At 59.2% G+C, this 22,658-nt stretch carries 22 protein-coding genes; 12 read left to right on the top strand and 10 right to left on the bottom strand.

Annotation, left to right across the window (positions count from 1 at the left end; genetic code table 11):
- The first annotated feature begins 481 nt into the window (after nucleotides 1-481).
- The 5 genes from AC0ZWN_RS13860 (at nucleotide 482) to rlmF (ending at nucleotide 7,202) form a co-directional block, all read left to right on the top strand.
- Nucleotides 482-1,972, top strand: a complete 1,491-nt coding sequence (locus AC0ZWN_RS13860; RefSeq protein WP_095050953.1) for a leucyl aminopeptidase — start codon at nucleotides 482-484, stop codon at nucleotides 1,970-1,972.
- A 57-nt stretch (nucleotides 1,973-2,029) separates the two neighbouring features.
- The gene (locus AC0ZWN_RS13865; protein ID WP_007909049.1) at nucleotides 2,030-2,458 is read left to right on the top strand and encodes a DNA polymerase III subunit chi; all 429 of its coding nucleotides are present in this window, start codon (nucleotides 2,030-2,032) and stop codon (nucleotides 2,456-2,458) included.
- An 8-nt stretch (nucleotides 2,459-2,466) separates the two neighbouring features.
- Nucleotides 2,467-2,868: a DNA polymerase III subunit chi gene (locus AC0ZWN_RS13870; protein WP_476335442.1), complete on the top strand. Its 402-nt coding sequence runs from the start codon at nucleotides 2,467-2,469 to the stop codon at nucleotides 2,866-2,868.
- A gap of 199 nt (nucleotides 2,869-3,067) precedes the next feature.
- A complete protein-coding gene (locus AC0ZWN_RS13875; RefSeq protein WP_476335443.1) occupies nucleotides 3,068-5,914 on the top strand; it encodes a valine--tRNA ligase in 2,847 nt (948 codons plus the stop codon).
- A gap of 268 nt (nucleotides 5,915-6,182) precedes the next feature.
- Nucleotides 6,183-7,202, top strand: coding sequence for a 23S rRNA (adenine(1618)-N(6))-methyltransferase RlmF (gene rlmF, locus AC0ZWN_RS13880; protein WP_095119373.1), 1,020 nt, complete (start codon nucleotides 6,183-6,185; stop codon nucleotides 7,200-7,202).
- A gap of 199 nt (nucleotides 7,203-7,401) precedes the next feature.
- On the opposite strand, the gene AC0ZWN_RS13885 is transcribed toward rlmF, so the two are convergent.
- Nucleotides 7,402-7,683: an HU family DNA-binding protein gene (locus AC0ZWN_RS13885; protein ID WP_003221909.1), complete on the bottom strand. Its 282-nt coding sequence runs from the start codon at nucleotides 7,681-7,683 to the stop codon at nucleotides 7,402-7,404.
- 395 nt (nucleotides 7,684-8,078) lie between these two features.
- Here AC0ZWN_RS13885 and yejK point away from each other — a divergent pair, with 395 nt between their 5' ends.
- A complete protein-coding gene (gene yejK, locus AC0ZWN_RS13890; RefSeq protein ID WP_095050956.1) occupies nucleotides 8,079-9,083 on the top strand; it encodes a nucleoid-associated protein YejK in 1,005 nt (334 codons plus the stop codon).
- Nucleotides 9,083-9,433: a glutaredoxin family protein gene (locus AC0ZWN_RS13895; RefSeq protein WP_099758069.1), complete on the top strand. Its 351-nt coding sequence runs from the start codon at nucleotides 9,083-9,085 to the stop codon at nucleotides 9,431-9,433. The genes yejK and AC0ZWN_RS13895 overlap by 1 nt, the downstream gene beginning before the upstream one ends.
- Nucleotides 9,434-9,548: 115 nt before the next feature.
- Here the strand turns inward: AC0ZWN_RS13895 and AC0ZWN_RS13900 are convergent, their stop codons facing one another.
- From AC0ZWN_RS13900 to AC0ZWN_RS13920, 5 genes are all read right to left on the bottom strand, one after another.
- Entirely contained in the window at nucleotides 9,549-10,484 is a 936-nt protein-coding gene (locus AC0ZWN_RS13900) for a glutathione S-transferase family protein (protein WP_257357052.1), read from the bottom strand.
- 84 nt (nucleotides 10,485-10,568) lie between these two features.
- Nucleotides 10,569-10,871, bottom strand: a complete 303-nt coding sequence (locus tag AC0ZWN_RS13905) for a GIY-YIG nuclease family protein (RefSeq protein ID WP_008083651.1) — start codon at nucleotides 10,869-10,871, stop codon at nucleotides 10,569-10,571.
- Nucleotides 10,872-10,910: 39 nt separating this feature from the next.
- On the bottom strand, nucleotides 10,911-11,381 hold the full coding sequence (locus tag AC0ZWN_RS13910; RefSeq protein ID WP_077571232.1) for a nuclear transport factor 2 family protein: 471 nt from the start codon (nucleotides 11,379-11,381) through the stop codon (nucleotides 10,911-10,913).
- Between the two features lie 238 nt (nucleotides 11,382-11,619).
- A complete protein-coding gene (locus tag AC0ZWN_RS13915; RefSeq protein WP_093436962.1) occupies nucleotides 11,620-12,924 on the bottom strand; it encodes a CynX/NimT family MFS transporter in 1,305 nt (434 codons plus the stop codon).
- Nucleotides 12,914-13,573, bottom strand: coding sequence for a FadR/GntR family transcriptional regulator (locus AC0ZWN_RS13920; protein WP_476335445.1), 660 nt, complete (start codon nucleotides 13,571-13,573; stop codon nucleotides 12,914-12,916). The genes AC0ZWN_RS13915 and AC0ZWN_RS13920 overlap by 11 nt, the downstream gene beginning before the upstream one ends.
- Nucleotides 13,574-13,739: 166 nt before the next feature.
- On the opposite strand from AC0ZWN_RS13920, the gene AC0ZWN_RS13925 reads away from it, so the two are divergent.
- Complete coding sequence (locus tag AC0ZWN_RS13925; RefSeq protein ID WP_186625368.1) at nucleotides 13,740-14,051, top strand: type II toxin-antitoxin system MqsR family toxin; 312 nt, start codon at nucleotides 13,740-13,742, stop codon at nucleotides 14,049-14,051.
- A complete protein-coding gene (locus AC0ZWN_RS13930; protein ID WP_034154577.1) occupies nucleotides 14,048-14,536 on the top strand; it encodes a type II toxin-antitoxin system MqsA family antitoxin in 489 nt (162 codons plus the stop codon). The genes AC0ZWN_RS13925 and AC0ZWN_RS13930 overlap by 4 nt, the downstream gene beginning before the upstream one ends.
- A 53-nt stretch (nucleotides 14,537-14,589) precedes the next feature.
- On the opposite strand, the gene AC0ZWN_RS13935 is transcribed toward AC0ZWN_RS13930, so the two are convergent.
- The 4 genes from AC0ZWN_RS13935 to AC0ZWN_RS13950 all read right to left on the bottom strand — a co-directional run bounded on the left by AC0ZWN_RS13935 (nucleotide 14,590) and on the right by AC0ZWN_RS13950 (nucleotide 18,750).
- Entirely contained in the window at nucleotides 14,590-15,354 is a 765-nt protein-coding gene (locus tag AC0ZWN_RS13935) for an amino acid ABC transporter ATP-binding protein (protein ID WP_008080191.1), read from the bottom strand.
- Nucleotides 15,355-15,365: 11 nt separating this feature from the next.
- Nucleotides 15,366-16,460, bottom strand: coding sequence for an amino acid ABC transporter permease (locus AC0ZWN_RS13940; protein WP_093436977.1), 1,095 nt, complete (start codon nucleotides 16,458-16,460; stop codon nucleotides 15,366-15,368).
- A 10-nt stretch (nucleotides 16,461-16,470) separates the two neighbouring features.
- A complete protein-coding gene (locus tag AC0ZWN_RS13945) occupies nucleotides 16,471-17,652 on the bottom strand; it encodes an amino acid ABC transporter permease (RefSeq protein WP_099758062.1) in 1,182 nt (393 codons plus the stop codon).
- Nucleotides 17,653-17,718: 66 nt separating this feature from the next.
- Nucleotides 17,719-18,750: an amino acid ABC transporter substrate-binding protein gene (locus AC0ZWN_RS13950; RefSeq protein WP_007914328.1), complete on the bottom strand. Its 1,032-nt coding sequence runs from the start codon at nucleotides 18,748-18,750 to the stop codon at nucleotides 17,719-17,721.
- Between the two features lie 467 nt (nucleotides 18,751-19,217).
- Here AC0ZWN_RS13950 and AC0ZWN_RS13955 point away from each other — a divergent pair, with 467 nt between their 5' ends.
- The 3 genes from AC0ZWN_RS13955 to AC0ZWN_RS13965 all read left to right on the top strand — a co-directional run bounded on the left by AC0ZWN_RS13955 (nucleotide 19,218) and on the right by AC0ZWN_RS13965 (nucleotide 22,531).
- Nucleotides 19,218-19,874, top strand: a complete 657-nt coding sequence (locus AC0ZWN_RS13955) for an alpha/beta hydrolase (RefSeq protein ID WP_116254614.1) — start codon at nucleotides 19,218-19,220, stop codon at nucleotides 19,872-19,874.
- A 97-nt stretch (nucleotides 19,875-19,971) separates the two neighbouring features.
- The gene (rhlB, locus tag AC0ZWN_RS13960) at nucleotides 19,972-21,450 is read left to right on the top strand and encodes an ATP-dependent RNA helicase RhlB (RefSeq protein WP_476335447.1); all 1,479 of its coding nucleotides are present in this window, start codon (nucleotides 19,972-19,974) and stop codon (nucleotides 21,448-21,450) included.
- A gap of 136 nt (nucleotides 21,451-21,586) precedes the next feature.
- Nucleotides 21,587-22,531, top strand: coding sequence for an ornithine cyclodeaminase family protein (locus tag AC0ZWN_RS13965; RefSeq protein ID WP_476335448.1), 945 nt, complete (start codon nucleotides 21,587-21,589; stop codon nucleotides 22,529-22,531).
- Nucleotides 22,532-22,658: the final 127 nt, after the last annotated feature.

Here is a 22,658-nt window from a genome sequence, read left to right on the forward strand (position 1 = left end):
ATCCTGTGATTGAGGGCGCCTGTCACTGCGCACACTCATCCATGTCTGTAATCCTTTGCAGATCGTACAACCTAGGGGGCTTTCTCAATTAGTTTTCACACCGCGCCGGGTCTGCTGTTGTGCTGGGCAAGGCGCGAGAAGCGTGGTTTGGTCATTCCAAATAAGCTTCGAGCAACGCAGCCCTGCACAACAGCAGGCCCGGCCCTTCGGGTTGTGCCTTAAAGCCGGCCAGTCTGCGTTGCAGGCCTTGGAAAGGGAACAACCATTCCCAGCGGCCTGCGCCTTGTCTGGCTGGCTTTAAGGTGACAACGCGGTGTGAAAACTAATTGAGAACGCCCCCTAGGGTTGTCAGGCGCGGGGAGCGGGGTTCAAACTGCGGCCCTTGTCGCAGGCTTTGGCCTGCGCCTCTTCTCTCTATAAGCAGGCGATTGCGGACACCGTCGAACGCCTGCGTGTTGACCATTCATTCAGGGATCCGGACATGGAACTGGTTGTAAAAAGCGTTAGCCCAGAAACGTTGAAAACCGCCACCCTGGTGGTTGCCGTCGGCGAAGGCCGCAAGCTCGGTGTCGCCGCCAAACAGGTCGACGAACTGAGCGGTGGCGCGATCAGCGCCGTCCTCAAGCGTGGCGATCTGGCTGGTAAAGTCGGTCAAAGCCTGCTGCTGCACAGCCTGCCGAACCTGAAAGCCGAGCGCGTGTTGCTGGTCGGCGTGGGCAAGGATGAGGAACTGGGCGACCGTCCATTCCGTAAAATCGTTGCCGGCATCCTCAACACCCTGAAAGGTCTGGGCGGCAGCGACGCCGTGTTGGCACTGGATGAAATCATTGTCAAAAACCGCGACAGCTACGGCAAAACCCGTCTGTTGGCAGAAACCCTGGTGGATGGCGAATACACCTTCGACCAGTTCAAGAGCCAGAAAGCCGAACCGCGCGCCCTGAAGAAAATCACCCTGCTGACCATCAAGGCTGCTCAGGCCGAAGTGCAGCGCGCGGTGAATCACGCTACCGCGATCGCCAACGGCATGGCCTTCACCCGCGATCTGGGCAACCTGCCGCCGAACATCTGCCACCCGACCTTCCTTGGTGAACAAGCGAAGAACCTCGGCAAAGAGTTCAAGGATCTGAAAGTCGAAGTCCTCGACGAGAAGAAGATCAAATCCCTGGGCATGGGCTCGTTCTACGCCGTCGGCCAGGGCAGCGCCCAGCCGCCGCGCCTGATCGTCATGCAATACAACGGCGGCAAGAAATCCGAGAAGCCGTACGCACTGGTTGGTAAAGGCATCACCTTCGACACCGGCGGCATCAGCCTGAAACCGGGTGCCGGCATGGACGAAATGAAGTACGACATGGGCGGCGCAGCCTCCGTGTTCGGTACCCTGCGCGCCGTGCTTGAGCTGAAACTGCCAATCAACCTGGTGTGCATCCTCGCTTGCGCGGAAAACATGCCGAGCGGCAATGCCTCGCGTCCGGGCGACATCGTCACCACCATGAGCGGCCAGACCGTGGAAATCCTCAACACCGACGCCGAAGGCCGTCTGGTGCTATGCGATGCGCTGACCTACTCCGAGCGTTTCAAGCCGCAAGCGGTGATCGACATCGCCACCCTGACCGGCGCTTGCGTCGTGGCGCTGGGCGCGCACACCTCGGGCCTGCTGGGCAACAACGACGAACTGATCGGCCAACTGTTGAGCGCTGGCCAGACGGCCGACGACCGCGCCTGGCAATTGCCGCTGTTCGACGAATACCAGGAGCAACTGGACAGCCCGTTCGCCGACATCGCCAACATTGGCGGGCCGAAAGCCGGCACCATTACTGCTGCGTGCTTCCTGTCGCGTTTCACCAAGAACCTCAACTGGGCGCACCTGGACATCGCCGGCACCGCATGGACCAGCGGCGGCAAGGACAAAGGCGCAACCGGTCGTCCGGTGCCTCTGTTGACCCAGTACCTGCTGGATCGCGCCAAAGCCTGAACCCGCTGACAAGCGGCGTCACTTTCCGGTGACGCCGCTTGCTGCTCTGGAACCGCAATGACCAAAGTCGACTTCTATATCCTGCCCAGCGCTGACCCTTCGGCGCGCCTGGACTTTGCCTGCAAGCTCACCGAGAAAGCCTGGCGCATGGGCCATCGCATCTACCTGCATTGCAGCGATGCCGCTCAGCGCGACGATCTCGATGCGCGCTTGTGGGCATTCAAGGGCGAAACGTTCGTGCCGCATGGCCCGGCTGACAGCGAACCGGACGGTTTGATTGTGTTGGGATTGGGTGATGACTGCGGTCAGCACCAGGATTTGCTGGTCAACCTCGACCTGAAAGTCCCGGCCTTCGCCAGCAAATTCGCCCGTGTGGCGGAAGTGGTGGTGGAAGATCCGACAATTCGGGCGGCCGCGCGGGAGAGTTTCCGTTTCTACCGCGAACAGGGCTATCCTCTGCAAGACCACCGTTTACAGCGACTCTGAGCATTCCAATGGACACTCCGAAACCGCAACAAAAGTCCGCACACCTGCTGGATGATCTTGAATCGATCCGCCAGTTGCTCGGCGATGACAACCTGCAACCACCGCTGCTGACCGACACGGTCGACGATGGCGAACAGGAACAGATTCCGATGTTATTTGACTCTGTCGGCGCCGAACCGGCCGCAGTCGCAGTCGAACCGCAACCCGCTCCAACTCCGGCGCCGGCCGCGCAACCTGCGCCCCCCGCGAATAAAGGCCCGGACGCCCTGCTCCACCTGGACAGCGAACTGCGCGCCGCCGCGCAATTGATCATGCAAGACGTGATCGATGACTTCGCACCGCACATCGAAACCGAAATCAAACGCCGGCTCGATGCACGCATGGAACGGCTGCTCAGCCAATACGAATAACCCCCCACCCCCCTGTGGGAGCCAGCCTGCTGGCGATAGCAGCACCTCGGTTTTCCTGAAAAACCGCAGCGCCTGCATCGCGAGCAGGCTCACTCCTACATTTAGATCCCCTCAGGGCCCGCCCCGCTCGCCCTCGGCCCCATGCCCCGCTATACTCGTCGGCTTTTCCTGAATTAATGCCAATAGGGTCCCGCCGCGCATGGATAAGACCTACCAGCCGCACGCCATTGAAACTTCCTGGTACAACACCTGGGAGTCCGAGAACTACTTCGCCCCGCAAGGCGCGGGCGACTCCTACACCATCATGATCCCGCCGCCGAACGTCACCGGCAGCCTGCACATGGGGCACGGTTTCAACAACGCGATCATGGACGCCCTGATCCGTTTCCGTCGCATGCAGGGGCGCAACACCCTGTGGCAGCCGGGCACCGACCACGCTGGTATCGCCACGCAGATGCTGGTGGAGCGTCAACTCGAAGCCCAAGGCCAGAATCGCCATGATCTGGGCCGTGAAAAATTCCTCGAGAAAGTCTGGGAGTGGAAGGATCAGTCCGGCGGCAACATCAGCCGTCAGATCCGCCGCCTCGGCTCGTCCGTTGACTGGAGCCGCGAGCGCTTCACCATGGACGACGGCCTCTCGGAAGCGGTTAAAGAAGCCTTCGTACGCCTGCACGAAGACGGCCTGATCTATCGCGGCAAGCGCCTGGTCAACTGGGACACCAAACTGCACACGGCGATTTCCGACCTCGAAGTGGAAAACCACGACGAGAAAGGTTTCCTGTGGAACCTTAAGTACCCGCTGGCTGACGGCGCAAAAACCGCTGACGGCAACGACTTCCTGATCGTCGCGACCACCCGTCCGGAAACCATGCTCGGCGACTCCGCCGTTGCGGTGAACCCGAACGACGAGCGCTACCAAGCCCTGATCGGCAAGTTTGTCGAGCTGCCACTGGTTGGCCGCCGCATCCCGATCATCGCCGACGATTACTGCGATCCTGAATTCGGCACCGGCTGCGTGAAAATCACCCCGGCCCACGATTTCAACGACTACGAAGTCGGCAAGCGCCACAACCTGCCGCTGCTGAACATCTTCGACAAGAACGCCAACGTGCTGCCGGCAGCGCAGGTGTTCAACCTTGATGGCACGCTGAACGACAGCATCGATGGCCAGATTCCGGCTGAATATGCAGGTCTTGAGCGTTTCGAAGCGCGCAAGCAAATCGTTGCGGCATTTGACGCCGCCGGCCTGTTGGTCAGCGTCAACGACCACGGCCTGAAAGTCCCGAAAGGCGACCGCTCCGGCACCATCATCGAGCCGTGGCTGACCGACCAGTGGTACGTGTCGACCAAACCGCTGGCCGAGCCTGCGATTGCTGCCGTTGAAGACGGCCGCATCCAGTTCGTGCCGAAGCAGTACGAAAACATGTACTTCTCGTGGATGCGCGACATCCAGGACTGGTGCATCAGCCGTCAGCTGTGGTGGGGCCACCGGATTCCGGCCTGGTACGACGAGTCGGGCAAGGTCTACGTTGGTCGCGACGAAGCCGAAGTGCGTGCCAAGCACAACCTCGGTCCGGACGTGGCACTGCAACAGGACAACGACGTACTCGACACCTGGTTCAGTTCTGGCCTGTGGACCTTCTCCACCCTGGGCTGGCCTGAGCAGACCGAATTCCTGAAGAAATTCCACTCCACCGACGTGCTGGTGACGGGCTTCGACATCATTTTCTTCTGGGTTGCCCGGATGATCATGCTGACCATGCACCTGATCAAGAACGAGGACGGCACACCGCAGGTGCCGTTCAAGACCGTTTACGTGCACGGTCTGGTGCGCGATGGCCAGGGCCAGAAGATGTCCAAGTCCAAGGGCAACGTTCTGGATCCGCTGGACATCATCGACGGTATCGAGCTGGAAGAACTGGTGCAGAAGCGCACCTCCGGCCTGATGCAGCCGAAACTGGCGAAGAAGATCGAGAAGCAGACCCGCGACGAGTTCGCCGACGGCATCGCCAGCTACGGCACCGACGCCCTGCGCTTCACCTTCTGCTCGCTGGCCTCGACCGGTCGCGACATCAAGTTCGACATGGGCCGCGTCGAAGGCTATCGCAACTTCTGCAACAAGATCTGGAACGCCGCGCGTTATGTTCTGGACAAGGGCGAAGACTGCGGCCAGAACGGCGAAGCCTACGAGCTGTCGCTGGCGGATCGCTGGATCATCTCGCAACTGCAACGCACTGAAGCCGAAGTGACCCGTCAGCTGGATCAATTCCGTTTCGACCTGGCAGCACAAGCGCTGTACGAGTTCATCTGGAACCAGTACTGCGACTGGTACCTGGAGCTGTCCAAGCCTGTGCTGTGGGACGAGAACGCACCGGTTGAACGTCAGCGCGGCACCCGTCGTACGCTGGTTCGCGTGCTGGAAGTGGCGCTGCGCTTGGCGCATCCGTTCATGCCGTTCATCACTGAAGAAATCTGGCAGCGCATCGCGCCGCTGGCCGGCATTCAGGGCAAAACGATCATGCTGCAAGCGTGGCCAGTGGCCAACGAAGAGCGCATCGATCCGGCTGCCGAAGACGACATCGAATGGCTCAAGGAACTGATGCTCGGCACGCGTAACATCCGTGGCGAAATGAACATCGGCCCGGGCAAACCACTGCCGATCTACCTGAAGAACGTCAGCGCTGAAGACCAGCGCCGTCTGACCGAGAACGAAGCGCTGCTGAAGAAACTGGCGCGCCTGGAATCGATCACCGTTCTGGCGGCTGGCGAAGAAGCGCCGCTGTCCGCCACCGCGCTGGTTGGCGAGATGGAAGTGCTGGTGCCGATGGCCGGCCTGATCGACAAGGGCGCTGAACTGGCGCGTCTGGACAAGGAAATCCTGCGTCTGCAGGGCGAAGTCCAGCGCGTTGGCGGCAAACTGTCCAACGCCGGTTTCGTCGACAAGGCCCCGGCCGAAGTCATCGAGAAGGAACGCGCCAAACTGGCCGAGGCTGAACAAGCCTTGGGCAAACTGGCCGAGCAGCACGCGCGGATTGCCAGTCTGTAACTGGTAAATCGCATTAAAAAGGCGCGCCACCCGATCGGGTGACGCGCCTTTTTTATTGCCTACTTTCCTTCATCCAATGCCAATCCCTGTGGGAGCGAGCTTGCTCGCGAAGAGGCCGTGTCAGGCGAAAGTGATGTTGACTGAGAGGACGCTTTCGCGAGCAAGCTCGCTCCCACAGAGATCGGTGGTGTTGCTGATATTGAGTTCGCAGCGGCTGGATGTGGGACAATACCCGCCACTTTCAGCCATACCCGAATCGACCACGCCCATGAACGCCCCCCGCACACCCAAACCTGCGCGCAAGAAGCCTGATTCCGCGACCCCGGCCAAGACCGTCGAGCCGCGTGAAAAGGCCAGCCTGCACCCGCGCAATCGCCATCAGGGTCGTTACGACTTCCCGGCGCTGATCAAAACCACGCCGGAACTGGCGAAGTTCGTGATCACCAACCCGTACGGCAAGGAAAGCATCGACTTCGCCAGCCCCGATGCGGTGCGCGTGTTCAACCGGGCGCTGCTCAAGTCGTTCTATGGCATCCAGCATTGGGACATCCCGGCAGACTACCTCTGCCCGCCAGTTCCAGGCCGTGCCGATTACGTGCACTTCCTCGCCGATTTGCTGGCGAGCATGAACGACGGCAAGGTCCCGCGCGGCGCGATCGTCAACGTGCTGGACATCGGCATGGGCGCCAACTGCGTGTATCCGCTGATCGGTAACAGCGAATACCGCTGGCACTTCCTCGGCTCGGAGATTGATCCGACTGCTGTGGCGGCCGCCAGAGCCATCGTTCAGTCCAACGACCTGAACAAAGTCATCCAGTTGCGTCAGCAGGAAAACCGCAAGCACATCCTGATCGGTCTGCTGGAGCCGGGCGAGCGCTTTGACCTGACCATGTGCAACCCGCCGTTCCACGCCTCGATGGACGAAGCGACCAAGGGCAGCGAGCGCAAATGGCGCGCACTGGGCAAGGCTGACCCGAAACGCAAACTGCCGGTGCTGAACTTCGGCGGTCAGTCGGCGGAGTTGTGGTGTGAAGGTGGCGAGGCGCGTTTCGTGACGCAACTGATCGCCGAGAGCGCCAACTTCCAGCATAAGGTGCTGTGGTTCAGTACGCTGGTGTCGAAAGCTTCGAACTTGCCGGCCATCGAAACCGCACTGAAAAAAGCCGGCGTGCTGGAAAGCCAGGTCGTCGAGATGTCTCAGGGCCAGAAGCAGAGCCGCTTTGTGGCCTGGACCTTCCAGACCAAGTCCGAGCAGCAGATCTGGCGCCGCGAGCGCTGGGTTCGCTAAACACCGCATCGCCGGACACAAATCAATTGTGGGAGCGAGCTTGCTCGCGAATGGGGAGCATCAGTCAATTCAACTCTGACTGACACACTGCCTTCGCGAGCAAGCTCGCTCCCACATGGGATCTAAGTGCTTGCCAAATCGCAGGCACAAAAAAACCGTGCCCGGATCACTCCGGTGCACGGTTTTTTATTGCTGCGTCTTACTTGTTCACAGCGTCGGTCAGGCCTTTGGCCACAACCAGCTTGATCACTTTCTTAGCAGGGATTTCGATGGCAGCGCCAGTCGAAGGGTTACGGCCAGTGCGGGCAGGACGCTCGGTCACTTTCAGCTTGCCGATACCTGGCAAGGTGATTTCGCCGCCGTTTTCCAGCTGATCGGCAACGATTTGGCCCAGTTGGTCCAGAGCGTTACGCGCGGTGGTTTTCGGCGCGTCGATAGCTTCAGCGATGTCGGCGATCAGTTGGTCTTTAGTAAGAGCCATGTAGTGTTCCTTCCCTATCAAATTCATATGGATTGCAGAGTGCAGTGTCAGCCATCGAGCCCGATCTTCTGGATCTGGCACCCTCGGCGATAACCACGACGAGTCGGGTTATAGATACCGAAATCAGGGTTTGGTTCGACCTGACAAATGCTGATTGCACGCTTAACGCAGTGACTTCGCGTAAGACCGGGCAAAACTAGCACAGAGACGGGGAAATATCCGCCTCTAGCTACCCATTTGGTCAGCTTTATTGCGCTAAATCGGTAAAAAACTGCATATGCGTCAGTGCGCGCCCCGGTTTTGCCCTACAACCCGCGCCAAAACCAGTGGTTGCGGTACACTTAGCGCTTTTTCGGGGGAGCCTGCCCTCCTCCCTTCCTACAGCCGAGAAGCCCATGCCGATCCGTCATTGCATCGTCCACCTGATCGACAAAAAACCCGACGGCACGCCCGCAGTTCTGCACGCCCGTGACACGGAACTGGCCGAGTCTGCAGCCATCGAGAACATGCTCGCCGACCTCAACGAGAGCTATAACGCCAAACAGGGCAAAGCCTGGGGCCTGTTCCATCCGGAGTCCGGCGCGTTCCCGTTCAGCGGCTGGCTGAAGGAATACATGGAAGGTAGCAAGGACTTCACCGCGTTCAGCAAAGTCGCGGTCGAGCACCTGCAGAAGCTGATGGAAGAGTCGAACCTGTCGGTCGGCGGTCACGTGTTGTTCGCCCACTATCAGCAAGGCATGACCGATTACCTGGCCATCGCCCTGCTGCACCACAGCGAAGGCGTGGCAGTGACCGATGAGCTGGACGTGACCCCTTCGCGTCACCTCGACCTCGGCCAATTACACCTGGCGGCGCGGATCAACGTTTCCGAGTGGCAGAACAACAAGCAGTCCAAGCAATACATCTCGTTCATCAAAGGCAAGAACGGCAAAAAGGTCTCCGAGTACTTCCGCGACTTCATCGGTTGCCAGGAAGGTGTCGACGGCCCGGGCGAGACACGCACGCTGCTCAAGGCCTTCAGCGACTTCGTCGAGAGCGAAGACCTGCCGGAAGACTCCGCCCGCGAGAAGACCAAGACCCTGGTCGATTACGCCAGCAGCCAGGCCAAACTCGGCGAACCGATGGGTCTGGAAGAGCTCTCGGAGCTGATCGACGAAGAGCGTCCGAAAGCCTTTTACGATCACATCCGCAACAAGGATTACGGCTTGTCGCCGGAGATCCCGGCGGACAAACGCACCCTGAATCAATTCCGCCGCTTTACCGGCCGCGCCGAAGGCCTGTCGATCAGCTTTGAAGCGCACCTGCTGGGTTCGAAGATCGAGTATGACGAAGAGGCTGGCACCCTGGTGATCAAAGGCCTGCCAACCTCGCTCACTGATCAGCTGAAGCGCCGCAACTGATGCTCGGCAATGTGCTGAAGAAGGTTCTGCTGGTACTGCTTGTCGTGGTGGTCTATCAGAACTGGGGCAAGATCGAGCGGGTATTCAACCCGTCACAAATGGTCTCGGAGCAGACGCGGGCGCAGGCCAATGTCGTGCTCTACGCCACCGACTGGTGCGGCTACTGCAAGCAGACCAAACGCTTTCTCGACAGCAAAGGGATTGCGTTCAAGGAGTTCGATATCGAGAAGGATGCCGAGGCGCGCAAGGCGTATGAGGCATTGGGTGGACGCGGGATTCCGTTGATCGACGTGAATGGCACGTTGATTCGCGGTTTTGACCCGGACGAAATCCTCGCCGCCCTGAAATAACCTGTAGGAGTGAGCCTGCTCGCGATAGCGGTGTGTCAGTCGATAAATCCGCCATTGACACACCGCTATCGCGAGCAGGCTCACTCCTACAAAGTTTTGCATCAGACTTGAGAGATCAGCGGGCTTCGATGCGGAAGCCGAATCGCGGGAAGTGCACATGCACCACGCCGCCACGCTCGTCTTCGCGACGAATGATCAGCTCTTCACTGCCGGCAAACAGCAACTCACCCACCACCGGATCAACCCCGTAATCCGTCGCAGAGATCGCCACCTGCTGCCCAGCCTTGAAACCATTCGGATCAACAAACAGCTCATCCGGCAATGCCGCCGGCGTCGCATTGCGTGCAACCTCAAGCGCCTCTTCCGACGTCATCGCACTCGCCGCGCCATGACCAAAGCCCAGCACCCGGCCCAACCAAGCCGAAACCGCCGGATACTCATCCACCAGCGGCGCCGTCACATGCGTCGCCTTGAGGAACCACAGCGGATGCGCCAATGCGAAGTCAGCAATCGACGGCTCGCCAAACAGGAAGTCGCCTTGCTCGCGCTGTAACTGCTGCTCCAGACGCGCCATGATCGTCGGCCACTGATGCTTGGCTTGTTCGGCGGACAGACGTGTGGCACTGCCACCCGAGAACAAACCGGCGCGGTCGGCGATAAAAGCTTTGATCGCTTCCGGCGGTAACTTGGCGAAGCGCACGGCGACCGATTCCGGCTGAAACACCAGACTCACCGCATGCTGGAACACTACCGAGTCAGCCCAAGTGGCGAAACTGGCGGTGGTGAACTCCTGACCTTCGGGGAAGAACGCTGGCAAAGCCTTCTCTTGCTCGAGACGACGAGCGATCAACGACGTGTCGCAGTAGATATCAGCGCCAATCTGCAACACCGGGGTCTTGCGATAGCCACCGGTCAGGGCGGTCAGATCCGGTTTCGGCATCACTGGCGAAATATGCACCGAGCGCCACGACAAGCCTTTGAAGCCCAGCAGCAGGCGGGCCTTCTCGGCAAATGGGGAGGTCGGGTAATGATGCAGAATCAACTCGGACATGCTCGGCTCCGCCGCTCAGATAGTGAGCCCGCAGCTTAGCGTGCATTTGCTTAGCAGCCTACAGATCTGCCTGATGGGAACCAATCAGTCAGATTGATAAGACGCGACCAGACACTCCTTCGCGCTCTTTCTGAGTTTTTTGATCAAGCGTTCCTGGCGCAGTGCATCGCTCTTGTCGCGGCACAGTTCGGTATAAACCAGCGCCATCGCCGGGCTGGAGAGGAAGAACCGTGCGCCTTTGCCACTTTGATGCTTGGCGAAACGACGCACCGGATCGTCGCTGATCCCGCAGTACAACGAGCCATTGGCGGCGCGAACGAGGTAGACGAACCAGGACTTGCTCACGGGTTCGGCGACGTCGACAGATTTTTCGCTAAGGCTGGTCACTTCGGGATCAAGACGTGTAGGAAACAGGCCGCGATCTTATCAGCGACCGGCCTGAAATGCCTTCAGTCCCTTCAATGCCTGGGCGCGCACGGCGTTGCGCACCAGCGGTGTCCAGCCCAGCAGCAGGCCTTTGAAACCGAGGGCCTGACGCGACCAGCGCCACAGATCGAAGTGGTCGTGGTGTTCGCAGATCTTGCCGTCACGGAAGACGAAGCGGGCCTGGATATCGTTGATGACGATGTTGCCGGTCTGGCTGAACAGGTAGGTCGCGACCCAATGTGCGCCACCGCTGCGCTCATCGGCGCGGACGTTGTCGAAGGTCAGCGAGAAGTCTTTGGCGCGGGTGGTGAGCATGCGCCACATGTCGCCGGCATCGCGCCCGCGCAGTTCGCCGAAGGCCGGATCACTGAACACGACGTCGTCGGTGTAGCAGGCGGCCATGGCTTCGGCATCGAGGCGCTGGAAGGCCTGGTAGAAGCGGGTGATCAACGCGGCGTGGGCTTCGCTCATGGGCAAACTCCAAAATAGGTACAGAGTGCCAGCACCATAATCTGCAATGCGCAGAAACACTATCGGCATTCGTAAACCGAATACCACGCAAGATCTTCAAGGTGCCCCAAAAACTGTGGGAGCGAGCTTGCTCGCGAAGAGGCCGGCACATTCAACATGATCTTTGCCTGAACCACCGTCTTCGCGAGCAAGCTCGCTCCCACATTGGATATCACTGGCCCCAAAAAAGGGTTATGCGTCAGATTTTTTCGCTTTGCACTTGCACGTACAGCGCACGCCCGGCGCCGAGGCCGGCGATGATCGCACCGGTGCCAATGATGCCGAAGATCCAGCCCACGGCATTCCAGCCGCCGGTCCAGTCATGCACCACGCCGACCGCAAACGGCCCCATCGACGCCAACGTGTAGCCGAAGCCCTGCGACATGCTCGACAGATTCGCCGCAACATGCGAATCACGCGAGCGCAGTACGATCAACGTCAACGCGAGACTGAACGTACCGCCCTGCCCCAGCCCCAACAGAATCGCCCAGCCCCACAGGCCTTCAATCGGCGCGTACAGGCAACCGAACAGCCCGCCAAGAGTCAGCGCCATGACCACGACGATCGCCAGACGCTGATCCTTGCCGCGCGTCGCCAGCCACGGCGCAGCCAACGAACTGGCGAGCTGGATGATCACCGAACCGGACAACACCAGACCGGCCTGGGTCGGCGTCAAGCCGCGACCAATCAGGATCGACGGCAACCAGCCGAACACGATGTAGGCCAGCGACGATTGCAGGCCCATGTACAAAGTCACCTGCCAGGCCAGCGGATCACGCAGCAGCCCGCGCACACGATAAGCGACATTGTGCGCGCCATGTTTCTGCCCGACTTGCGGCAGCCAGAACACCGCTGCAACCAGCGCCGGAATCACCCAGAAACCCAGGCCCATCGCCCAACTGTGACCGAAATGTTCACTCAGCGGCACGCTGGAACCCGCCGCCATCGCCGCGCCCAGACACAGCGCCATGGTGTACACGCCGGTCATGGTGCCCGCATGTTTGGCGAAGTCGCGCTTGACGATGCCCGGCAGCAAAACTCCGATGATGCCGATACTCGCGCCGCCCAATACGCTGCCAGCGAACAGGCCGATCTCGCCGAAGTTGCTGCGCAAGATAATCCCGCCGGCCAGTGTCAGTAGAATTCCCAACACCACCCGTTCAGCGCCAAAACGCCGCGCCAGAATCGGTGCCAGTGGGGCGAACAATCCCAGGCACAGCACTGGCAGTGTGGTCAGCAAACCGGCCTGAGCCGCCGACAAACCGAGGCTTTTCGACACATCACTGAGCAGCGGCGCCATGCTCGACAGCGCCGGACGCAAATTCAGCGCGACCAGAATCAAGCCGAGCAGCAACAACCACGGCCGGCGCACCAGCGGATGGCTTTGTTGCACTTGCTCGTCGTCGGCCTCAGCGTCGATCAGCAGCTCTTCAAGCTCTGCCGTGCGCTTTGGGGTTGTGGATAGCTCACTGCGGGACATGGATTTCTCGGTTTCAAGGTTCATTGATCAACTGCCTCGACAAAGCTTTGGCTCGTTCCGGGTCGCGTTGCTCGACCGCATCGAGTAACTCGATATGCAAGTCGAACACTTCCTGACGGCGCGGGACGATATTCAGGGTCTGGCGCAATTGCGCGCCGACGATGCTGGAGAAATAGCGATAAAGCTCGCTGAGGGTCGGGTTGTGCGCGGCATCGACCAGACGACGGTGGAACACCAGATCGCAGGCGATATAGGTGTCGAGATCGCCGTGGTAGTGGCTGCCGCTAGTGCCGAGCGCTTCACGCAAGGCGACGAGGTCCTCGTCGGTACGGCGCAACGCTGCCAGGCCGATGGCCTCGACTTCGAGGATGTGCCGGGTTTCCCGCGCCTGATCGAGTGAGCAGCGCGACAAGGCCTTGAGCGTGTCGAGCGGATCGACCACGGCGCGCAGGTAACTGCCATCGCCCTGGCGAATCTCGATCAGTCCGGAAAACGCCAGCACGCGCATGGCTTCGCGCACGGTGTTGCGGCTGATACCCAACTCGACGCACAGCTCGGGTTCGGTCGGCAAACGCTCGCCAACCTGCCAGGCACCGCTGTTGATGCGCTGACGAAGCTGATCCAGAGCCTGATCGACTAGGGATCGCTTAACGAGTGGAGAAATGTCTGACATAGGATTTTCCCTTTCATCCAATCATAGGATGAATTTTCTGACATGTTAGTCAGACCCGTGTAGGACGGCAACCACCTAGGGTCAATCGGAGACACATGGAGCGGGATTTTCGATTGGTCAAAATTACCCTTTAAGGGTAATTTCAGGGACAGGGTTTTGGTTTCTTATGGAAAAGAACACACCCCATTATGAGCTGGCGGTGATCAAGGCTGAGGTGAGGCGGTTAGGTCGAAAAGCTTTCACCAAAGCTTCGGTTAAATCAGCTGAGAAACTCGGCTTCAACCTCAGCGAAATGCTAGAGATCGTTTTCGAGCTACAAACCAGGATGTTGTACAAATCGATGACGACTTATGACGATCATCGAATCTGGCAAGACGTGTATCACATCAATTCACGAGATCAGGAGATTTACATCAAGGTGACCTATCGCCCCGGCGGCAGCCCACCGGTAATCTCCTTCAAGGAGAAAAACCCATGAAAACCCAGCAATGTGTCAGCTGCGGTGCACGTGAGGGAATGAGGCATTTCCAGGGTCGCGGAGAAACCCTGAGTGTCAAAGGCATGGAGCGCCGTGTAGACGATCTATCTGGTTGGGAGTGCCAGAAGTGCGGTGAAGTGGAATGGGATTTCGACACCGATAGTGCTGAGCGTTATTGTGATGCCGGTGATGAGTTGGTTCTCGCTGGCAGACAAATGATCGGCGCCGAGATGAAACGAATTCGACGCAAATTGCACCTGACGCAGAAAGAGACAGTGCAACTGCTCTCTGGTGGCGGGCATAACGCATTCTCTCGCTACGAACGGGGCGAGTTACTTCCCCCAAAAGCATTGGTGCTGCTGATGCGCTTATTGGATCGTCATCCCTACATGCTCGTCGATATCCAGACCTTGGCTGAAGGCGCAGACCTGCGAGGTTTCACGCACACAGTGCACAAGGAACACGAAACCCTGACCGTTTCCTGACCCACAAAAAAACAAACCCGGCACAAGGCCGGGTTTGTTTTACTCACAAACCATCAATGCAAAATCTGACTCAAGAACAACTTAGTCCGCTCATTCTGCGGATTATCGAAGAAGTCATTCGGCGCCGCTTGCTCAACGATTTCACCTTTATCCATGAAGATCACACGGTTGGCCACGGTGCGGGCAAAGCCCATTTCGTGAGTCACGCAGAGCATGGTCATGCCGTCTTCAGCCAGGCCGATCATGGTGTCGAGCACCTCTTTCACCATCTCCGGATCGAGCGCTGAAGTCGGTTCGTCGAACAGCATGATTTTCGGTTTCATGCACAGCGCGCGAGCAATCGCCACACGCTGTTGCTGACCACCGGACAGCTGCCCCGGAAACTTGTGCGCCTGCTCCGGAATGCGTACGCGCTCCAGGTAATGCATGGCGATTTCCTCAGCCTTGCGCTTGGGCATCTTGCGTACCCACATCGGCGCCAGGGTGCAGTTCTGCAAAATGGTCAGGTGCGGGAACAGGTTGAAGTGCTGGAACACCATGCCGACTTCACGGCGTATCGCTTCGATCTGCTTGAGGTCGTTGGTCAGTTCCACGCCGTCGACGACGATGCGGCCCTGCTGGTGTTCTTCCAGACGATTGAGGCAACGAATCGTCGTCGACTTACCGGAACCCGACGGCCCGCACAGGACGATACGCTCGCCTTGTTTGACGTTGAGGTTGATGTCTTTGAGCACGTGGAACTGGCCGTACCACTTGTTGACGCCCTGCATCTGAATAATGCCTTCAGGACCTACAGGCTTTTTGATTGCTTCACTCATTTACAGAACTCCTAACGCTTGTGGCCAGTGTCGAGCTTGCGTTCCAGATGCATGGAATAGCGCGACATACCAAAACAGAAAATCCAGAACACCAGGGCGGCGAACACGTAGCCTTCGGTGGCCATGCCCAGCCATTTCGGATCGGCAGCGGCTTGTTTGACGCTGTTGAGCAGGTCAAACAGGCCGATGATGATCACCAGACTGGTGTCCTTGAACAGCGCAATGAAGGTGTTGACGATGCCGGGGATCACCAGCTTCAGGGCTTGCGGCAGGATCACCAGGCCCATCGAACGCCAGTAACCGAGGCCCATCGCCGCGGCCGCTTCGTACTGACCTTTAGGGATCGCTTGCAGACCGCCACGCACCACTTCGGCCACATAGGCCGACTGGAACAGGATCACGCCGATCAGTGCCCGCAGCAGTTTGTCGAAGTTCATGCCTTCAGGCAGGAACAGCGGCAGCATCACCGAGGACATGAACAGCACAGTGATCAACGGCACGCCGCGCCAGAACTCGATGAAGGTCACGCAGACCACACGAATCGCCGGCATGTTCGAACGACGGCCCAGCGCCAGCACAATCCCCAGCGGCAACGCACCGGCGATACCGACAGTGGCGATAACCAGGGTCAGCATCAGGCCGCCCCACTGGCTGGTCGCCACATTGCTCAGACCAAAACCACCGTGCAGCAAGGTGAAGGCAATGATCGGATACAGCACCAGAAAGCTCAGCCCGTAGATCGCTTTACGCGGCACACGCGAGATGAACAATGGCGCCGCGCCGATCACCGCCAGCCACACGGTCAGGTCGACGCGCCAGCGCAGCTCCGTCGGGTAGTAGCCGTACATGAACTGGCCAAAACGCTGCTGAATGAACACCCAGCAGGCGCCCTCCTTGGTGCAGTCGGCGCGAGTGGTGCCGACCCAGTTGGCATCGACAATCGCCCAACTGAGGATCGGTGGCACCACCAGGTAGATCAGGTAGAACGCAAACAGGGTCAGCAGGGTGTTGAGCCAGCTGGAGAACATGTTCGCGCGCATCCACGCCACCACGCCGATGCTGCTGTTCGGTGGGGGCATGTCGGGTTTGAAAGTATGAGTACTCATGCGCTTTTCCTTACCGCTCGATCAGCGCAATGCGCTTGTTGTACCAGTTCATCAGCAGGGAAATGCTGATACTGATCGCCAGGTACACGCTCATCGTGATGGCAATCACTTCGATGGCTTGACCGGTCTGGTTGAGCACGGTGCCGGCGAACAGCGACACCATTTCCGGGTAACCGATACCGGCCGCCAGCGAGGAGTTCTTCGCCAGATTGAGGTATTGGCTGGTCAGGGGCGGAATGATCACGCGCAGGGCTTGCGGAATGATCACCTTGCGCAGGGTCGGGCCGTTGCGTAGGCCGAGCGAGCGCGCCGCTTCGGTCTGACCGTGACTGACCGATTTGATGCCCGAACGTACGATCTCGGCGATGAACGCCGCGGTGTACACGGTCAGGGCCAGGGTCAAGGCGAGCAGTTCCGGGATCAGCACCCAGCCGCCGACGAAGTTGAAGCCTTTGAGTTCAGGCATTTCCCAGTGCAGCGGAGCGCCGAAGATCAGTGCGCACAAGGTCGGAATCACCAGCAGAATCGCCAGACCGACCCAGAACTTGTGGAACGGCACGCCGGTTTCTTCAAAGCGCTTGTTGGCCCAGCGGCACATCAGCACGATGCCGACGATGGCCACCACGATGCTGATCACGAACGCCCAGAAACCATCAGCGGCCAACGCGGCCGGCATGTTCAGGCCACGGCTGCTGACGAAGAAGGTGTCACCGAAGTTATGGCTGTTGCGCGGTCCCGGCATGGTCAGGAATACCGCGAAGTACCAGAACAGGATTTGCAGCAGCGGCGGAATGTTGCGGAACACTTCCACATACACGGTCGCCAGTTTGCTGATGATCCAGTTCTGCGACAGCCGTGCCACACCGATGATGAAACCGAGGATCGTCGCTAGAACCACGCCGATCACGGTCACCAACAGGGTGTTGAGCAGACCGATAACAAAGACGCGGGCATAGCTGTCCGCTTCGGTGTAGTCGATCAGGTGTTGAGCGATGCCGAATCCGGCACTGCGCTCCAGAAAGCCGAAACCGGAAGTAATGCCCCGGTGCTGAAGGTTGGTTTGCGTGTTGTCGAACAAGTACCAGCCCAGCGAGACCACCGCCACAACGGTGATGATCTGGAATAGCCACGCACGCACTCGTGGATCGCTGAGGCTGAGCCTCTGCTTTGGTGCGCCGATTGAATTTTGCATGAAGTGCCCCGGAAGAAATGGAACAAGAACATCACCCGGCGGTTGGCCCGCCGGGCGATAGAACCATTAGCGCACTGGTGGTGCGTACTGAATGCCGCCGTTGTTCCACAGGGCGTTCAAGCCGCGGTCGATTTCCAGCGGAGTGCTCTTGCCGAGGTTTTTCTCGAAGATTTCGCCGTAGTTGCCGACTTGTTTGACGATCTGCACAACCCAGTCTTTCGGCAGTTTCAGGTCTTTGCCGTACTCGCCGTCAGCGCCGAGCATACGGGCAACGTCCGGGTTCTTGGTCGACTTGGCTTCGGCTTCGACGTTCTTCGAAGTGATACCGGCTTCTTCGGTGTTGAGCAGCGCGTAGCCAACCCAACGCACGATGGCCAGCCACTCGTCGTCACCATTACGTACGACCGGGCCCAGCGGTTCTTTGGAAATGGTTTCCGGCAGAACCACGTAGTCCTTCGGCGAGGCCAGCTTGGAGCGCTGGGCGAACAGTTGGGACTTGTCGGAGGTCAGCACGTCGCAACGACCGGATTCCAGCGACTTGGCGCTTTCATCGGAGGTGTCGAAGGTGATCGGGGTGTATTTCAGACCGTTGCCACGGAAGTAGTCGGAAACGTTCAGCTCGGTGGTGGTACCGGCCTGGATGCAGATGGTTGCACCGTCCAGCTCTTTGGCACTTTTCACGCCCAGCTTGTTGTTCACCAGGAAACCGATGCCGTCGTAGTAGGTAATGAAGCCTGGGAATTTCAGGCCCATGCCCGCGTCACGCGAACTGGTCATGGTGGTGTTGCGCGACAGGATGTCGATCTCGCCCGATTGCAGCGCGGTGAAGCGCTCTTTGGCGTTCAACTGACTGAATTTGACCTTGGTCGCGTCGCCGAATACGGCAGCGGCCACAGCGCGGCAGACGTCAGCGTCGATCCCGAGGATCTTGCCGGTTGCGTCCGGTACCGAGAAGCCCGGCAGACCGTCGCTCACGCCACACTGCACGAAACCTTTCTTCTGCACGGCATCCAGGGTTGCACCCGCCTGAGCGAACCCGCTGACGCCGAGAACTGTTGCTGCAGTCACGATCGCCAGAGTGGATTTCAACATCTTCATTCAAACCTCCAGTTTTGCTCTTGTTGTGTCGGAGCTTGAGTCCAGTCGCACCCTTTTGAGGCGTTGTTGACCCGTGTTGGCTTTTTTTGGGGTCAACCGACGTAAGACCTTCGCTATGAGTCTAGTAGGAGAAAATCCACATCATGGACAACTCACTTCTCACCAATCGGCCGAACGGGCTGTAGCCCTTTCACATTCGCTAAGCCCGTAGCGGCCATTGGCGAACATCCATCACCGGATTCTTTGCAATCCCGTCGCGGGTCGTACACTGATAGTGTTACCGCCCACGCAAGATCGGTTGCACGGTTCAAGCCATAGCAAAGCCCGTACCACACCGCTCACCGAATCGATTCGGCGACAGGTCAATAGCAAAACTTGTAACCTTGCGACATCTTCTTAACGGATCAACCGGACGCGCACTCGAACCACGCACTTAATGAGAGCGCCCGCACATTTTTGGAGCAGACATGACCGAGCCCTTGATTCTTCAGCCTGTTAAGCCCGCAGACGCCTGCGTGATCTGGCTGCACGGCCTCGGCGCCGACCGTTACGACTTCCTGCCCGTGGCCGAGGCATTGCAGGAAAGCCTGCTGAGCACGCGCTTCGTGTTGCCACAGGCGCCAACTCGTCCAGTGACGATAAATGGCGGATATGCCATGCCAAGCTGGTACGACATTAAAGCCATGAGCCCGGCGCGCGCGATCGATCGTGATGAGCTGGAAGCGTCGGCGGATCGCATCATTGAATTGATCGAAAACGAGCGCGCCAGCGGAATAGACGCCTCGCGAATTTTTCTCGCCGGGTTTTCCCAGGGTGGCGCGGTGGTGTTGCACACCGCTTTTGTGAAATGGCAGGGACCGTTGGGTGGTGTGCTGGCGTTGTCGACATATGCGCCGACCTTCAGTGATGAAATGGAGCTGTCAGCCAGTCAGCAGCGGATCCCCGCGATATGCCTGCACGGCCAGTTCGATGGCGTGGTGCAAAACTCGATGGGGCGCAGTGCTTATGAGCACTTGGTGAAGCATGGTGTCACCGTGACATGGCAGGAATACCCAATGGAGCACGAAGTGTTACCCGAGGAAATTCGCGACATCGGTGCCTGGTTGAGCGAACGTTTGCGCTAAGCGTCGAGATTAAAGCCGCCCTTTGATCCCTCCCACTACGCCGCGCCCGTTTCTTGCATTACACTGGCCGGCGTACATTCCTTAACCAATTGATGAGATGACCGTGCTCAAAGCACTCAAGAAGATGTTCGGTAAAAGCGAGGCTGAGCAGCTCGCACCAGTTCCCAGTGCGCCGTCGCACGCCCCCGGTCATCGCAACGATGCGCCACAGGCCGAGCGCCCCGCTCACGTAGCGGCACCGAAGGCAGAACCGCAACCTGCATCGGCCGCGCCAATCGCCGCCGAACCTGCCCGCAGCGAAGCGCCGAAACCGGCCAGACCGCGCCGCGAACCGAAGCCCAAGGCAGTGGTTATTCCGTGGAAACTCGAGGATTTCGTCGTCGAGCCACAGGAAGGCAAAACCCGCTTCCACGATTTCAAGCTGTCTCCAGAACTGATGCACGCCATCCAGGATCTGGGTTTTCCGTACTGCACGCCGATTCAGGCGCAGGTGCTGGGTTACACCCTCGCCGGCAAAGACGCCATTGGCCGTGCGCAGACCGGCACCGGTAAAACCGCCGCGTTCCTGATCTCGATCATCACCCAACTGCTGCAGACCCCGCCGCCGAAAGAACGCTACATGGGCGAACCCCGTGCGCTGATCATCGCGCCGACCCGTGAGCTGGTGGTACAAATCGCCAAGGACGCCGCTGACCTGACCAAGTACACCGGCCTCAACGTCATGACGTTTGTTGGCGGCATGGACTTCGACAAGCAGCTCAAGCACCTCGAAGCGCGTCACTGCGACATCCTCGTCGCCACACCCGGCCGTCTGCTCGACTTCAACCAGCGTGGCGACGTGCACCTGGACATGGTCGAAGTGATGGTGCTGGACGAGGCCGACCGCATGCTCGACATGGGTTTCATCCCGCAGGTACGTCAGATCATTCGCCAGACGCCACCGAAGTCCGAACGCCAGACCTTGCTGTTTTCCGCGACCTTCACCGAAGACGTGATGAACCTCGCCAAGCAGTGGACCACTGACCCTGCGATCGTCGAAATCGAAATCACCAACGTTGCCAATGAAAACGTCGAGCAGCACATCTATGCGGTGGCCGGTGCCGACAAGTACAAACTGCTCTACAACCTGGTCAACGATAACGGCTGGGAACGCGTGATCGTGTTTGCCAACCGCAAGGACGAAGTGCGCCGCATCGAAGAACGCCTGGTGCGCGATGGCATCAATGCCGCGCAACTGTCCGGCGATGTGCCGCAGCACAAACGCATCAAGACCCTGGAGGGTTTCCGCGAAGGCAAGATTCGCGTACTGGTCGCCACTGATGTGGCCGGTCGCGGCATCCACATCGACGGCATCAGCCACGTGATCAACTTCACCCTGCCGGAAGTCCCGGACGACTACGTGCACCGCATCGGTCGTACCGGTCGTGCCGGCGCCGACGGTGTGTCGATCAGCTTCGCCGGTGAGGACGACTCCTACCAGTTGCCGTCCATCGAAGAGAAGCTCGGTCGCAAGATCAGCTGTGAAACGCCGCCGACGCATCTGTTGCGCGCGGTTGAGCGCAAGCGTCCGCAGTAAACGACGTTTAAAAGGAAAGCGCAGCCGGCAACGGACTGCGCTTTTTTTTCGCCCGGTGCTTCATCAGGTGCTTGCGAGAGAAAACTAAAAGTCCATAATAGACAAATAAGTTTATTTTTCGTTTTCGGAGCCTGATATGTCCAGTACGCCCTACGTGATCGACCAGCATCAGGCCCGTGAGCTGCTGGCGCGCATTGATGTGCCGCAAATCCTGCGCAAGCTGTTCCGTGATCTTGCGGCGGGTAACGCCGTGCAACCGGCGCAGCAACTGGTGGAGTTTCCGCAAGGTGCCGGCGACTTCATCAATTATCTGGGCGTGCTGGCCGAAGACGACGTGTACGGCGTGAAGACCTCGCCGTATATCGTTCGCGAGCAAGGTGCGCTGGTGACGGCATGGACGTTGTTGATGTCGATGAAAACCGGTCAACCGCTGCTGCTCTGCGATGCCGGTGAACTGACCACCGCGCGCACCGCCGCGACCACGGCTGTGGCGGTCGACACCCTCGCTCCGACAAACGCCATGCGACTGGCAATCATCGGGAGTGGCAAGGTTGCGCAGGCGCATCTGCACTATGTAAAAGGTCTACGCGACTGGCAGAGCATCAGCCTGTATTCGCCAAACCTGTCCGCCGACGCTCAAACCAAGGCACTGTTGAAAGCCATCACTCCCAATCTGAGGATCGTTGACAGCCGTGAAGCCGCCCTCGTCGAGGCCGACGTGATCATGCTCTGCACCTCGTCCGCCGGCCCGGTGATCGATCCGGCCGCGCTGAGCAAACCAGCCCTGATCACCTCGATCAGCACCAACGCTCCGCGCGCCCATGAAGTGCCGCCGCAGAGCCTCAACGATATGCAGGTGTTCTGCGACTATCGTCTGACCACGCCGGGTTCGGCAGGTGAGATGCTGATTGCCAGTGAACAGCATGGCTGGAGCAAGGATTCGATTGTCGGCGACCTCGCCGACTTGCTCAGCGAGAAAGTGCAGCGCCCCGATTACGATCGTCACGTGTTCTTCCGTTCAATCGGCCTGGGACTGGAAGACATCGCCCTCGCCAATGCGATTTATCACTTGACTCACTAACACCACAAATCCCCTGTAGGAGTGAGCCTGCTCGCGATAGCGGTCTGACATTCACCGAAGATGTCGACTGATATACCGCTTTCGCGAGCAGGCTCGCTCCCACAAGGGACTAGCGAACGCCTCGATA

This window comes from Pseudomonas sp. 3B-A001-10F, from assembly GCF_056313565.1.